Annotated in this window: 15 protein-coding genes and 1 other RNA gene; 8 read left to right on the top strand and 8 right to left on the bottom strand. The window is 64.8% G+C overall.

All coding sequences use genetic code 11. From position 1 onward, the window contains the following. The first annotated feature begins 1 nt into the window (after position 1). Positions 2–376 carry a cell division protein ZapA gene (locus ASD04_RS08675; RefSeq protein ID WP_082531083.1) on the top strand — a complete coding sequence of 125 codons (375 nt, stop codon included), beginning with the start codon at positions 2–4 and terminating at the stop codon, positions 374–376. A gap of 142 nt (positions 377–518) precedes the next feature. On the opposite strand, the gene ASD04_RS08670 is transcribed toward ASD04_RS08675, so the two are convergent. The 5 genes from ASD04_RS08670 to ASD04_RS08650 form a co-directional block, all read right to left on the bottom strand. After that, on the bottom strand, positions 519–1,289 hold the full coding sequence (locus ASD04_RS08670) for an ABC transporter ATP-binding protein (protein ID WP_056255375.1): 771 nt from the start codon (positions 1,287–1,289) through the stop codon (positions 519–521). A gap of 3 nt (positions 1,290–1,292) precedes the next feature. Continuing rightward, positions 1,293–2,309, bottom strand: coding sequence for an iron ABC transporter permease (locus ASD04_RS08665; RefSeq protein WP_056255373.1), 1,017 nt, complete (start codon positions 2,307–2,309; stop codon positions 1,293–1,295). Beyond that, complete coding sequence (locus ASD04_RS08660) at positions 2,306–3,253, bottom strand: iron ABC transporter permease (protein WP_200940245.1); 948 nt, start codon at positions 3,251–3,253, stop codon at positions 2,306–2,308. Before ASD04_RS08660 ends, ASD04_RS08665 begins: the two co-directional genes overlap by 4 nt. A gap of 102 nt (positions 3,254–3,355) precedes the next feature. Beyond that, positions 3,356–4,273 carry a Fe(3+) dicitrate ABC transporter substrate-binding protein gene (locus ASD04_RS08655; RefSeq protein WP_056255369.1) on the bottom strand — a complete coding sequence of 306 codons (918 nt, stop codon included), beginning with the start codon at positions 4,271–4,273 and terminating at the stop codon, positions 3,356–3,358. Positions 4,274–4,367: 94 nt separating this feature from the next. Next, the gene (locus ASD04_RS08650; RefSeq protein WP_056255367.1) at positions 4,368–5,996 is read right to left on the bottom strand and encodes a sodium:proton antiporter; all 1,629 of its coding nucleotides are present in this window, start codon (positions 5,994–5,996) and stop codon (positions 4,368–4,370) included. Between the two features lie 108 nt (positions 5,997–6,104). Here ASD04_RS08650 and ASD04_RS08645 point away from each other — a divergent pair, with 108 nt between their 5' ends. The 5 genes from ASD04_RS08645 (at position 6,105) to ASD04_RS08630 (ending at position 9,057) form a co-directional block, all read left to right on the top strand. Next, entirely contained in the window at positions 6,105–6,368 is a 264-nt protein-coding gene (locus ASD04_RS08645) for a type II toxin-antitoxin system ParD family antitoxin (RefSeq protein ID WP_056255366.1), read from the top strand. A gap of 283 nt (positions 6,369–6,651) precedes the next feature. Then, a non-coding RNA gene (ssrS, locus tag ASD04_RS19125) (6S RNA) lies at positions 6,652–6,810 on the top strand. A 25-nt stretch (positions 6,811–6,835) separates the two neighbouring features. Then, complete coding sequence (locus ASD04_RS08640; protein ID WP_056255364.1) at positions 6,836–7,423, top strand: 5-formyltetrahydrofolate cyclo-ligase; 588 nt, start codon at positions 6,836–6,838, stop codon at positions 7,421–7,423. Further along, positions 7,420–8,235 (top strand): TIGR00282 family metallophosphoesterase, encoded by an 816-nt coding sequence (locus ASD04_RS08635; RefSeq protein WP_056255362.1) that lies wholly within the window; start codon positions 7,420–7,422, stop codon positions 8,233–8,235. Before ASD04_RS08640 ends, ASD04_RS08635 begins: the two co-directional genes overlap by 4 nt. Before the next feature lie 75 nt (positions 8,236–8,310). Continuing rightward, positions 8,311–9,057, top strand: a complete 747-nt coding sequence (locus tag ASD04_RS08630; RefSeq protein WP_056255360.1) for a YebC/PmpR family DNA-binding transcriptional regulator — start codon at positions 8,311–8,313, stop codon at positions 9,055–9,057. 266 nt (positions 9,058–9,323) lie between these two features. Here ASD04_RS08630 and ASD04_RS08625 read toward each other — a convergent pair whose 3' ends face one another. The 3 genes from ASD04_RS08625 to ASD04_RS19400 form a co-directional block, all read right to left on the bottom strand. Further along, positions 9,324–9,617 (bottom strand): hypothetical protein, encoded by a 294-nt coding sequence (locus tag ASD04_RS08625; protein WP_056255358.1) that lies wholly within the window; start codon positions 9,615–9,617, stop codon positions 9,324–9,326. Between the two features lie 61 nt (positions 9,618–9,678). Next, positions 9,679–10,461: a GGDEF domain-containing protein gene (locus tag ASD04_RS08620; protein ID WP_156461172.1), complete on the bottom strand. Its 783-nt coding sequence runs from the start codon at positions 10,459–10,461 to the stop codon at positions 9,679–9,681. A gap of 107 nt (positions 10,462–10,568) precedes the next feature. Continuing rightward, positions 10,569–11,321, bottom strand: a complete 753-nt coding sequence (locus ASD04_RS19400; RefSeq protein WP_056255516.1) for a GGDEF domain-containing protein — start codon at positions 11,319–11,321, stop codon at positions 10,569–10,571. A gap of 163 nt (positions 11,322–11,484) precedes the next feature. On the opposite strand from ASD04_RS19400, the gene ruvC reads away from it, so the two are divergent. Together ruvC and ruvA are read left to right on the top strand one after the other, a co-directional pair. Next, a complete protein-coding gene (gene ruvC, locus ASD04_RS08610) occupies positions 11,485–11,991 on the top strand; it encodes a crossover junction endodeoxyribonuclease RuvC (protein WP_056255357.1) in 507 nt (168 codons plus the stop codon). Continuing rightward, on the top strand, positions 11,988–12,605 hold the full coding sequence (gene ruvA, locus ASD04_RS08605; protein WP_056255355.1) for a Holliday junction branch migration protein RuvA: 618 nt from the start codon (positions 11,988–11,990) through the stop codon (positions 12,603–12,605). Before ruvC ends, ruvA begins: the two co-directional genes overlap by 4 nt. Positions 12,606–12,636: the final 31 nt, after the last annotated feature.

Raw genomic sequence — 12,636 nt, 5'->3', positions numbered from 1 at the left:
GGTGCCCGAAGTCAATGTCGATATCAATGGCCGCAAATACCGCATGGCCTGCGAAGAGGGCCAGCAGGAGCACCTGATCGGGCTGGCGGAGCGGTTCAACAGCCATGTCGAAGCGCTCAAGGGGGCGGTGGGCGAAATCGGCGATAACAGGCTCACGGTCATGGCCGGCATTGCCGTGGTCGACGAACTGGCCGAAGCCGAGCGCCGGATCAAGGCGCTGGAAACCGAAGTGCTGGTGCTGACCCGCGCCGGCCAGGAAGTCGCCAGCGAGATCGAGGCGCTGGAAGGCAAATTCGCCAGCAAGCTGAGCGACGCCGCCAAGGCGCTGGAAAGCGTGGTCGGGGTGCTGGACGAAGCGGCGATATTGCCGGGGTAGGCCTTTCACCTCTCCCTTTGGGGGAGAGGTCGGCCGCAAGCCGGGTGAGGGGGCCTTCCCCTTGCACCGTATCAAGAAAAGGCCCCCTCACCCGACCCAAGAGGGTCGACCTCTCCCCCAAAGGGAGAGGTAAGGAAGGGTCTTAGCGCGGCGTGACCACCGGCGTTCCCGATACCGGGTCGGGATAGACCGCGCATTCCAGGCCATAGACCTCGCGCAGCAGGTCCGGCGTCACCACATCGGCCGGCCTGCCTTCGGCGACGATCTTTCCCTCGTGCATCACCACCAGGCGATCCCCGTATCTGGCCGCCTGGGCGATGTCGTGCAGCACCACGATGCTGGTGCGGCCGGCATCGTGCAACTGGCGGATGAGGTCGAGCGTCTCGACCTGATGGCGGATGTCGAGGAAGGTGGTGGGCTCGTCCAGCATCACATAGGGCGTGTCCTGCGCCAGGGCCATGGCGATGAAGGCGCGCTGGCGCTGGCCGCCGGAGAGTTCCGCGACCGGCCGGGCGCGCAGGTCGTCGAGGCCGGTGGTCGCTATAGCCTGGTCGACCAACTCGATGTCGCGCGGCGAGCGCAGGCCGAGCAGCGACTGGTGGGGGGCGCGGCCATAGCCGACAAGCTGTTCCACCGTGATGGCCGTCGGCACGACCGGGCTTTGCGGCAGGTAGGCGATGGTGCGGGCGACGCGCTTGGGATCGTTGCGCAGCACGTCGAGGTCATCGACATGGATCGCGCCGCTGCGCGGCTTCAGCAGCCGGCCAATGGTCTTGAGCAGGGTGGACTTGCCGCAGCCATTGGGGCCGATGAGTACGGTCACCTCGCCGGTGCGGATGGTGAGGTCGATATCGGCGACAATGGCGCGGTCGCGGCCATAGCCGGCGGTGACGCCAGCGAGCGTGATGCTCATGACTTAAGTCTCCGACGCAGTGGTGAGCATGATGTAGACGAAGAACGGCGCACCGATCAGCGCGGCGAGGATGCCGGCCGAAATCTCGATCGGCGGAGCGATGGCGCGGCCGATGCTGTCGGCCAGCACCACCAGCAGCATGCCGACCAAGGCCGAGACCGGCAGCATCAGCCGGTGCGAGCCGCCGACCAGCCGGCGGGCGATATGGGGCGCCATCAGCCCGATAAAACCCATGACGCCGACCACGGCGACGGCAACACTGGCCAGCATGGTGGCGACAAACAGCAGGATCAGCCGTTGGCGCGGCACATTGAGCCCGAGTCCGGTGGCGGTGCCTTCGCCCAGCGCGATCAGGTCGAGCCGATAGGACAGCAGCAAAGCCACGGCGCTCAGCGCCAGCAGCGGGATCCAGCTGATGGCGACATGGCCCCAGGTGCGGCCCCACAGCGAGCCGGTGAGCCAGATCATCGGCGCCGAGCTTTCGCTGTCGCTGGAGGTGATGAGCAGGTAGTCGACGCCGGCCTGGAAGACGAAGCCCACGGCGACGCCGATCAGCGCCAGATGTACGGCCGAAAGATTGCGATAATGGGCCACCAGCATGACGAAGCTGGCGGCAAGGAGCCCGCCGATACAGGCGGCCAGCGGCATCCAGGCCACCGGAATGGCCGGAAAGACCAGCACCATGCCCAGGGCGAACAGGGCGGCGCCGGAATTGATGCCGATAATATTGGGGCTGGCCAGCGGATTGCGGATCACCGCCTGGATGATGGCGCCCGACAGAGCCAGCGCCCCGCCCGCCAGCAAAGCCAGCACCATGCGCGGCAGCCGTGATTTTATGATGATGTAGGTCTGCTGCTCACCATCGAGGTTGAACAGGGTGTTGACGATCACATCGACCGGAATGGCCACGGCGCCGACGCTGATGCCCCAGAGCGCGGCGGCTATGACGAGAACGACCAGCGCCACGATCAGGGTGACGGCGCGGCTGGTGGTGGAGCGGGGCAGGCCGATCTCGGTCATGCCATGGTCCTGGCGCGCAGCGTCGCATAGAGGAAATAGGGCGCCCCGATCAGTGCGCAGACGACGCCGAGCGGGGTTTCATAGGGAAAGCGCACCAGCTTGGAGACCACGTCGGCAAACAGCACCAGGCCGGCGCCGCCGAGCGCCACGGCCGGCACCAGCACGCGATGATTGGGGCCGAACCACAGCCGGCAGAGATGGGGGATGACGAGGCCGACAAACATCACCGGCCCGGCGACGGCAACGCTGGCGCCGGTCAACACCGCGGCCAGCATGGCGCCGGTAAAGCGGGCGCGGCGCGGGTCGACGCCCAGCCCCTGGCTGGCCCCATCGCCGAGGGCGAGAATATTGAAGCTGTGCGCCATCAGCATGCTGACGAGCAGGCCGCCCGAGGCCCAGAAGACCAGCGGCAAGGCCTGGTCGAAGCGCGACGAGGAAATATCGGCCGAGGTCCAGCTCAGGACCAGCCGGGAGAGGTTGTCTTCCAGCGTGAAGGTGAAACGGACAAAGGCGAAGCTGAAGGCGCCGACGGTGACGCCGGCCAGGATCAGCCGCATGGAATCGAGCCGCCCGCCCAGGCCTCCGGCGATGGCGAAAGTGACGATGCCGGCCACGACCGCGCCGATGATCGCCATGACATCGAGATTGACCACCAGCAGCGAGGGCACGACGAGGCCGATCGCCACACCCAGAGCGGCGCCCTGGTTGATGCCGAGGACGGATTCGGAGGCCAGCGGATTGCGCGTCACGGCCTGCAAAGCCAGGCCCGCCAGACCCAGATTGATGCCGATCAGGCCGGCGATCAGCGTGCGCGGCAGCCGCAGGTCCACCACTGCCGAGCGGGCGAGGCTGCCGTCATCGATGAACAGCAGTTGCAGCACATTGCTCAGGCCGACATCGGTTCGCTGCCCAATGGCCAGCGACAGCAGTGCTGCAAGGAGCACCGCTGCCGCAAGGAGCGCGTATCGAAAGGCGAGAGGCAAGGCTAGAGCCTCACGTGATTTGGGCGACCCAAAGAACCGGTTCCCACTTTTTGCCGCCTTGCTCTACTGCTTCAACTGCTTGACGATATCGACCAGGTTGGCGCCGCTGACTTCGGATGCCAGCACGCCGCGCAGGCGCGACCATTCATGGGCGTTGACGTCATAGACATTGCCGGACTTGACCGCCGCGACGCTGTCATAGAGCGGCTGGCCGACCCAGGAGTCGGTGAGGCCCGGATCGGTATACTTGCCGCGGATGATGATCTGCGGATCGATCTCGGAGAGCTGTTCCAGCGAGGTGTTGACGATGGCTTCCTCATAGGTGTGGCCGTCGGGGCTGGGCATGTTGCTCGTAAAGCCGAACCAGGCGAGCAGCGAGCCATTATAGCTCACTGGGGAATGCAGGAAGATGCCTTCGCCATTGTCGACGATGAACTGGGCCGACCAGCCGGTCACGTCGCCGATCTGGGCCTTGAAGCCTTCCATCGTCGCCGTGTGTTCGGCGAGGCGCGCTTCCATTTCGGCATCCTTGCCGATGGCGTGGGCAATGGTCCGGGCGGCCTCTATGGCCACTTCATAGGTGCCGGTCAGGCTGTCGAAGGAGATGGTGGGGGCGATTTCGCTGAGGGCGCCATAGATGGCCTCATGGCGGCTGGTATCGGCGATGATCAGGTCCGGCTGCAGCGAAGCGATGACTTCCAGGCTCGGCGACTTGCGGGTGCCGACCGAGGTCCAGTCATCGCCGATGATATTGGTGTAGATCGGCACGATGGAATCGCGCTTCTCGTCGTCGGCGATGCCGACCGGCGAGACGCCGACCGCAGCCAGTGTGTCGACGAAGCTGTATTCGAGCACGACGATGCGCTGTGGTGCATCGGGAACCTCGGTAGTGCCGAGATCGTGGGTGATTTCGACTGCCAGCGCCGGAGCGATAAGCAGCATCGCGCCGGCAAGGGCGGCGACAAGTGATTTGATGGACATGGAGTTACCCCAGGCAAAGTGGCGCCGCAGCCCTCGCTCCGGCTTGGCGCACAGCTATCGCCATCAAATATGACTTGTCAATTCATATTATAGCCTAGGCACCCTTGCCCAGGCTGTCCATGAAGGCCTGTTCGAGGTCCATCTGCTCCAGCATGTCCCGCAGCACGGTATCATCGAGCTGGCGGGCATCGCGGGCGGCGATGAGCTGCCTGCGTCGCGCCTCGAGCAGAATATTGCCCAGCACCAGTGCTTCGGTCTGGTCGAAGAGCGGCTCGGCCGGGGTGGCGGTGGCCTCCTGGGCGACCCGTTTTGCCATCATGTCGGCCAGGCGGCGCGACGACGGGGAAATATGCGTCTTGCGGTATTCGGCGAGGGCGTCCTTGGTGGCCTGTTCGGCGATGCCGACGGCTCGCGCATGCTGGTCGGCGAGATGACGGGCATCGTCCGGATTATTGAGGTCGAGCCGCTTGATCAGCCATGGCAGGGTGAGCCCCTGGATCAACAATGTGGCAATGGTGACGAGGAAGGCCAGCGCCAGGATGGCTTCGCGGCCCTGGAAGTCTTCGCCGGTCGCCGTGACCAGGGGCACACCGGCCGCGGCGGCCAGCGTGACCACGCCGCGCATGCCGGTCCAGGAGAGGACGATGTTTTCCTTCCAGGTCAGGGGCGGGGGAGACGGCGGCCGCTCGCGGCGGCCGGGCCGTGGAATCCTGGCGGGGCGGCGGGCGGCTGCGGCGCGGCGGCGGCGCGCAATCGCCGCGGTGCCGAAGACCCAGGCAAAGCGGATGGCCACCGTCGTCACGAAGATGGCCACGGCGCCGCCTGCCAGTTGCAGCAGGTCATAGCCGGCCTCGACCGCCTCGGTGATGACGAAGCGCAGTTGCAGGCCGATATAGGCGAAGACGAAAGTCTCGAGCAGGGTATCGATGGTGCGCCAGAACTGACGCTCCTGAATACGCTCCTCATAGCCTGACTCGGCCGAATGGTGCCCCAGCGCAAAGCCGGCGGCGACAACGGCGAGCACGCCCGAGGCGTGGACTTCCTCGGCCAGCAGGTAGGCGGCGAAGGGCACGATGATCGAGACCACCGTTGCCAGCGACGGATTGGCCAGCTTGCGCCGCGCCAGTTGCGCCAGATTGCCGATCAGAATGCCGAGAATGATGCCGACCACGGCGGCGTAGAGGAAATAGAGCGGCGTGCTGTCAATGAAGGCCTGGGTGCCCGCCGCCGCAGCGACCGCCACGGCAAACAGGGTCAACGCCGCAGCGTCGTTGATCAGGCTTTCGCCCTTGAGCACGGTCATCAGCGCCACCGGCAGCCCGGCCTTGCGGCCGATGGTGATGGCGGTCACCGCATCGGGCGGCGCCAGCACCGCGCCGAGCACGATGGCGGCGGCGGGGCCGAGTTCGGGCACTACGGCAACGGCGACGATGCCGACCAGCGCCGTGGTGCCGAACACCATGAAGACGCCCAGATTGACGATGGAGCCCAGGCGCTGGGCGAAGCTGGAAAAGGAAAAGTCGCTGGCCGCCGAGAACAGCATGGGCGGCAGCACGAGGCCGAGGATGATCTCGGGCTCCAGTTCCAGCCGCGGCAGGCCTGGAATGAACGAGGCCGCCAGCCCCACTATGGCCACCAGCAGCGCCGGCTGCACATTGCGCCGCTCCGCCAATGCGGTGATGGCAATGGCGACAATGATAACGATGAGAATATGCGCGAACATCGGTAGTCTCCCAAGCTACAGGATATTGGTAATCGCCCGTGGCCGAAACAAGTGTCATCTTGGCAAAGATTGCCAAAAGTCCTAGATTGGAGACGAAGGAGACCTGCCATGGCCACGATGAATGTTTCCCTGCCCGACAAGATGAAACAATGGGTGGAAGACCAGGTGCAGACCGGCCGCTACGGCAATGCCAGCGACTATGTGCGCGATCTGGTGCGGCGCGATCAGGAGCGGGCGGAAGCGCGCGAGAAGCTGCAGCAAATGGTGGACGAGGCGCTGGCCAGCGGAAGGGTCGAGATGACTCGTGAGCAATTGCTGGACCGCGTTATGTCTCGTGCCAGGGCTGCCGTGGCAGCGCGCAAGTCGGCTTAGCCATGGCGTGGACTACGGTTGAGACTGCTGCCGACGATGTGCAGCATATCGCGGAGGAGGGGATTCTCAACTTTGGCGACCAACACGCCATGAGATATACTTTGAAACTTCTCGATATGTTCGACCGCCTGGCGGCCATGCCGTATCTTGCGCCAGAACGACCTGCTGCTGGCGGCATGGTCCGTCTCATGCCCTGTGGTGCTTCGCGTGCTGCATGGCCTGCAGGACTGGTTCGATCTCCTCTAACTCACCCTTTGCACCGCGCGGCAAAGCGCCTATATCTTGGCTGCTGCCCGGTGCGTGATGGATACCAATATCCCCGGGGCCTTATCGATCCTAAGGGAGCTGTCCCTGACTGGGCTCCTGGGCTCAGACAAACGGCGCCCACCTGCGTAAAGTAGGTTCCCGGGATCGTATATCCCACGGCCAGGGTGGCACCTTATTGTCCAAGCAGGTTGCACGCGCCCATGGTTGACGAGATGATCGAGGAAGCCAAGGCGGCGCTGCGGATCAGGGCGCGAGCGGCCCGGGCCCTGCTCGATCACAGCGAGCGCGCCGATGCGGCCAAGGCCGCCGCCCAGCATTTCTTCGACGGTATTACGCTGGCGGCAAGCGACGTGGTTGCCGCCTATTGGCGCATCCGCGACGAGCTCGATTGCCAGCCTATCCTGGTCAAGCTGATGGACAGCAACCAGACCGTGGTGCTGCCGGTGGTGCTCGGCCCCGAACAGCCGCTCGACCTGCGCATCTGGGAGCAGGGTGCTTCGCTCTATGAATCGGGCTTCGGCACGCTGGCGCCGTCCGAGCTGGCGCCCAAGGCCGAGCCCGATATCGTCATCATGCCGCTGCTGGCCTTCGATGGCCGCGGCACGCGCCTGGGCTATGGCGGCGGCTACTATGACCGGACGCTGGCGGCGATGACCAAGAAGCCCAAGCTGATCGGGCTGGCCTTCGCTGCCCAGGAGCTGGACCGCATTCCGCGCGAGCCCCATGATGTGCCGCTCGATGCCGTGGTCACCGAAGCCGGTGTGCGCCACTTCGGCGCTATGGCATGAGGTTTCTGTTTCTGGGCGATGTCATGGGCCGCGCCGGGCGCGAGGCCGTTACCGAGCGCCTTCCCGGCCTCATTGAGCGCTATCGCTTCGATTTCGTCGTGGTCAATGGCGAGAATGCCAGCCACGGCAAGGGCCTGACCGAAGCGCATTTCAATGCGTTGCGCAATGCCGGCGCCGATGTGGTGACGCTGGGCGACCACGCTTTCGACCAGCGCGAGGCGCTGACCTATATCGAGCGCGAGACCACGCTGATCCGCCCCGTCAACATGCCGCCGGGCACGCCGGGGCGCGGCGCCATGTTCGTCGAGGGTCGCAATGGCCATCGCGTGCTGGTGGTTAACGCGCTGGGGCGGGTGTTCATGCCGCCCGTCGATGACCCGTTCCGGGCGGTCGAGGCGGCAGTGGCGGCCTGTCCACTGGGCGAACAGGCCGATGCCATCATTGTCGATTTCCACACCGAAGCGACTTCGGAAATCCAGGCCATGGGCGTGTTCCTCGATGGCAGGGTGAGCTTGGTCGTGGGCACGCATACTCACATTCCCACCGCCGATCATCGTGTGCTGCGCGGCGGCACGGCGCTGATGGCCGATGCGGGCATGTGCGGGGATTTCGATTCCATCATCGGCACCGAAAGCGACGAACCGCTCAACCGCTTCCTCACCGGTATTCCCAACGGACGCTTCACGCCCGCCGAGGGCGAGGCGACGCTGTGCGGCGTGGCCGTCGAAACCGATCCGCGCACCGGGCTGGCGGTCAAAGTGTTGCCCGTGCGGATCGGCGGCACGCTGGCCCAGGCGGAGCCCGAGTTCTAGCCCCGCTTCACAATTGGCGCGTGCTTGCCTATAACGCGCCACCAATCCAGCATTCTTATTCGAGGGGAGTGACCGATGGCCGGCCATTCACATGCCAAAAACATCATGCACCGCAAAGGCAAGTCCGACGCGGTGCGCTCCAAGATTTTCTCCAAGCTGGCGCGCGAAATCACCGTCGCGGCCAAGCTGGGCATGCCCGACCCGGCCTTCAATGCGCGCCTGCGGCTGGCGGTGGTCAATGCCCGCGCCCAGTCGATGCCCCGCGACAATATCGAGCGGGCCATCAAGAAGGCCATGGGCTCCGACGGCGAGAACTATGACGAAATCCGCTACGAGGGCTATGGCCCCGGCGGCGTCGCCATCATCGTCGAGGCGCTGACCGATAATCGCAACCGCACCGCATCCAATATTCGCTCGTATTTCTCCAAGAATGGCGGCGCGATGGGTGAAACCAATTCGGTCGGCTTCATGTTCGACAAGGTCGGCGAAATCACCTACCCGGCCAAGGCAGGCTCGGAAGACAAGGTGATGGAAGCGGCTATCGAGGCCGGCGCCGACGACGTCGAGAGCGACGAAGAGGGCCACTACATCACCACCACGTTCGAAGCGATGGTGGAAGTCGCCGCGGCGCTGGAAAAGACGCTCGGCGAGGCCGAATCGGTCAAGGCGATCTGGAAGCCGCAGACCAATACGCCGATCGACGCCGAAAAAGGCGCGACGCTGATGAAGCTGATTTCGACGCTCGAAGAAGATGACGACGTGCAGAACGTCTATTCCAACTTCGAGATGAGCGACGAAGACGCGGCCAAGCTCGACGCGTAGTCTCTATCGTCCGTCCACTGCGTCAGTGCCCCTCCAGGCTTCTGTGGCTCCCGTCACCCCACCCTCAATCCCTCCCCATCATGGGGAGGGAGGCGATAGGGCTGCGGTTTGTGTTCCAATCGTTCCACACATGCGGGACAGGCTTCCCTCCCCCTTGTGGGGAGGGAATGAGGGTGGGGGTGTCACACGCACCATGTTCAGGGGAGGAGCCCAAGGCAAACTCCGCCCCTCAAGGACGAATGAGCCATGACTCCGTCAAAAGGGGCCTATTCGGGCGGCGTATTGTCCTGCCGCGAATATTCTTCCTTGTAGGCATCCGTATGGAGCCGCTTGCGGTGCTTGCGCAATACGACGCTGCCGAGAAAGACCGTCACGAGCAAAGCCGCGATCAGCACCGGATAGGCGAAGACATTGGCGTTGTAGAACATGCCGAAGCCGATCAGCGCCAGGCCGAATGTCGCCACCCCGATCAGCCCGTAGGTCAGCGACGAGCCTTCCGGCCTGGGGGCGTATTCCTGCGCGGCGACGCGCGCCTTGGCCTTGCGATGCGTGTCTGCCATGGCTCATCCTGTTTCGCCCGAGGCGCGACACTAACCCCTGCGGAGCGCAAACGATAGGGCGTTACGCCGTACGTTTCAGGTCGATGAACGGATGATCGGCCACATGCACCACGGCGACGCGGTTGCGGCCGGTCTGCTTGGCGCCGTAGAGGCGCTGGTCGGCAATGCGGAACAGGTCGGAAAAGCTCGCCGGTCCCTCGAAGGCCACGCCACCGATGCTGACCGACAGTGAACGCTGCTTGCCGTCGGGGGCGAAGACCGCCAGGTTGACCGAGCGGCGGATGCGCTCGGCGACGGCTTCGGCGCTGTGCTGGTCGACATCGGGCAGGTAGACGCCGAATTCCTCGCCGCCCATGCGGCCCACCAGGTCGCCGGCCCGCAATATGGTGCGGATGGAACGCGCGATGATGGTCAGCGCTTCGTCGCCCGCGTCATGGCCGAACAGGTCGTTGATCGCCTTGAAATTGTCGGCGTCGATCATCAGCAGCGCGCCGCTGCTGCCATGGGCACGCTGGGTCAGCAGCGTGCCGACCTTGCCGGTAAAGGCGCCGCGATTGAGGCAGGCGGTGAGGCTGTCGGTACGGGCGACAAGGCCCAGGCGCCGGTTGGTTATGGCCAGGCCCCGCACCCGCAGGCTCATGTAGAAGAACAGCGGCAGGCCCAGCAGGATGGGCAGGACGATGGCACTGACAATGGAGCGCTGCAAAGCCGTTGCCCCGAGGTCACCGAACATCACGGCATTGAACACGACAGAAACCACCACGCAGGCCATTGTGCCGAACAGGGTCCAACGGCCGACGCTGGACCAGCTTTGCAGGGCAGTCAAAGTCTTGGAGGGCATCATCGAGCGGTTCTCTCGGCTTTGAAACGGCAAATCCGCCTGCCATGCCAGGGGCAGGCAGGCGGGGGGTGGCGTAGCGACAGGTCGGTCAGGCGGCAGGCGTCTCCATGTCAGGCCGCCTGCATCATGGCGACGCGGTCGCGGCCGGTATTCTTGGCTTCGTAAAGGTGCTGGTCGGCAAGGCGATAGAGGTCGCCGAAGGGAGCGTGCGTGGCAAAGGTGGCGCCGCCGATGCTGACCGAGAGCGGGCAAGGCGAGCCCCCGGGAGCGAAGGCGATGGCCGATACCGAGCGCCGGATGCGCTCGGCCACATGGTCGGCGGTGGCGGTGTCGGAATCGGTCAGGAAAACGCCGAACTCTTCGCCGCCCAGCCGCCCGACCAGATCGGTGCTGCGCACTGCCTGGCGGATGGCGCTGGCGATCAGTTGCAGGGCATCGTCCCCCGCTTCATGGCCGAACCGGTCGTTGACGCTCTTGAAGTCGTCGGCATCCACGATCAGCAAGGCGCCGCCACGTTCCGTCGGCGCGCGGCGATCGAGATGGCGGCTGACCGCGCCGGTAAAGGCCCCGCGGTTGAGGCAGGCGGTCAGCCAGTCGGTGCTCGCCATATGCTCGAGCTGATCGTTGGCATGACGCAATTGCTCATGCCTGAGCACCAGGAACCAGGTCATCGGCCCGCCCAGCGCCAGCGGCATGACGATGGAGACGACCAGCCCCTGCACGTTTACCCCGGCCGAGAAGATTTCCATGATCATGTTGGTAAAGATCACCGACAGCGCCACGGAGATGAGCGTTATCGCCCCGGTGACGCGATAGATGCGCAGCCACGCCCGCTTCGGAAGGTTCCGAACAAGTTCCGTCATGCTTTGCCCCTGCATTCCCGCTGATCAAACTAGGGACGCGGCTTGAAGATGGTGTTTGCGCGATGGCTAGGATTTTATCGATCCCCGGTTTTCCACCGGCTATGTTGCCTTTTTGTTCACATTGGGCTTGGTAGGCTGGCGGCGCATCATTAAGGATGAGCGCATGAGTGCTGCTACCCGAATCATCGGAATCGATCCCGGCCTGCGCCGCTGCGGCTGGGGCGTCATCGAGACACAGGGCAACCGGCTGACCTTCGTGGCATCGGGCACGGTGACGCCTGATGTCGATGGTTCGCTGGCCGAACGTCTTGCCTTGTTGTTCACAGGGCTGGGCGAGGTGCTCGATCGGTTCGCGCCCGAGGAGGCTGCGGTGGAAGAAACCTTCGTCAATGCCGGGGCGCGCTCGGCGCTGATCCTGGGGCAGGCGCGTGGCGTGGCCCTGTTGACGCCGGCGGCGCGTGGCCTGCCGGTCGCCGAATATGCCGCCAACCTGGTCAAGAAATCGGTGGTCGGCACCGGCCATGCCGACAAGGGACAGATCCAGCTCATGGTCAAGACATTGCTGCCCGCGGCCGATTTCAAGGGCGCAGACGCCGCCGATGCACTGGCCATCGCCATCTGCCATGCCCATCACCGGGTTTCGAGCCAGCGGCTGAGGGCGCTGGTATGATCGGCAAGCTCAAGGGGCTGGTGGACAGCTTCGGCGACGATTTCGTGCTGATCGATTGCGGCGGCGTCTGCTACGAAGCCTTCTGTTCCAGCCGCACCTTGCAGGCCCTGCCGCGCGTCGGCGAGGCGGCGGTGGTCTTCATCGAGACCATCGTGCGCGAGGACATGATCCGCCTCTATGGCTTTTCCAGCGAAGGCGAAAAGGGCTGGTTCAACCTGCTGATGACCGTGCAGGGCGTCGGCGCCCGCGTGGCGCTGTCCATTCTCTCCGTGCTGTCACCCGCCGAACTCTCCAGCGCCGTGGCTTTGCAGGACAAGGCGATGATCGGCCGCGCCAACGGCGTCGGCCCCAAGCTCGCCGTGCGGCTCGTCACCGAACTCAAGGGCAAGGCGCCCACCGGCCCGGGCATCGACGCCGGCACGTTGGGTCTGCAGGCCGCGCTCGGCGAAGGCGTGGCGCCGTCGGCAATCACCGATGCCGTCTCGGCGCTGACCAATCTGGGTTATTCCTCGGCGCAGGCGTCTGCGGCACTGGCCCGCATCGTGGCGCGCGAGGGCGACGGGATTGCCACGGAAAAACTGATCCGGCTGGGGCTGCGGGAGTTGAGCGTGTAGCGCCTTGTTTGTGTAACGATTCCTTACTATA

The organism is Devosia sp. Root436, from assembly GCF_001426345.1.
Classification (GTDB): Bacteria; Pseudomonadota; Alphaproteobacteria; order Rhizobiales; family Devosiaceae; genus Devosia.
Note: the sequence above shows the minus strand (reverse complement) of the source record. Positions and strands in the feature narration are given on the sequence as shown.

Excerpts from the sequence above, each read along its gene's own strand:
- ASD04_RS08670 (WP_056255375.1), bottom strand. The coding sequence starts at position 1,289 with ATGAGCATCACGCTCGCTGGCGTCACCGCCGGCTATGGCCGCGACCGC.
- ASD04_RS08665 (WP_056255373.1), bottom strand. The coding sequence starts at position 2,309 with ATGACCGAGATCGGCCTGCCCCGCTCCACCACCAGCCGCGCCGTCACC.
- ASD04_RS08655 (WP_056255369.1), bottom strand. The coding sequence starts at position 4,273 with ATGTCCATCAAATCACTTGTCGCCGCCCTTGCCGGCGCGATGCTGCTT.
- ASD04_RS08650 (WP_056255367.1), bottom strand. The coding sequence starts at position 5,996 with ATGTTCGCGCATATTCTCATCGTTATCATTGTCGCCATTGCCATCACC.
- ASD04_RS08645 (WP_056255366.1), top strand. The coding sequence starts at position 6,105 with ATGGCCACGATGAATGTTTCCCTGCCCGACAAGATGAAACAATGGGTG.
- ASD04_RS08640 (WP_056255364.1), top strand. The coding sequence starts at position 6,836 with ATGGTTGACGAGATGATCGAGGAAGCCAAGGCGGCGCTGCGGATCAGG.
- ASD04_RS08635 (WP_056255362.1), top strand. The coding sequence starts at position 7,420 with ATGAGGTTTCTGTTTCTGGGCGATGTCATGGGCCGCGCCGGGCGCGAG.
- ASD04_RS08630 (WP_056255360.1), top strand. The coding sequence starts at position 8,311 with ATGGCCGGCCATTCACATGCCAAAAACATCATGCACCGCAAAGGCAAG.
- ASD04_RS08625 (WP_056255358.1), bottom strand. The coding sequence starts at position 9,617 with ATGGCAGACACGCATCGCAAGGCCAAGGCGCGCGTCGCCGCGCAGGAA.
- ASD04_RS08620 (WP_156461172.1), bottom strand. The coding sequence starts at position 10,461 with ATGATGCCCTCCAAGACTTTGACTGCCCTGCAAAGCTGGTCCAGCGTC.
- ASD04_RS19400 (WP_056255516.1), bottom strand. The coding sequence starts at position 11,321 with ATGACGGAACTTGTTCGGAACCTTCCGAAGCGGGCGTGGCTGCGCATC.
- ruvC (WP_056255357.1), top strand. The coding sequence starts at position 11,485 with ATGAGTGCTGCTACCCGAATCATCGGAATCGATCCCGGCCTGCGCCGC.
- ruvA (WP_056255355.1), top strand. The coding sequence starts at position 11,988 with ATGATCGGCAAGCTCAAGGGGCTGGTGGACAGCTTCGGCGACGATTTC.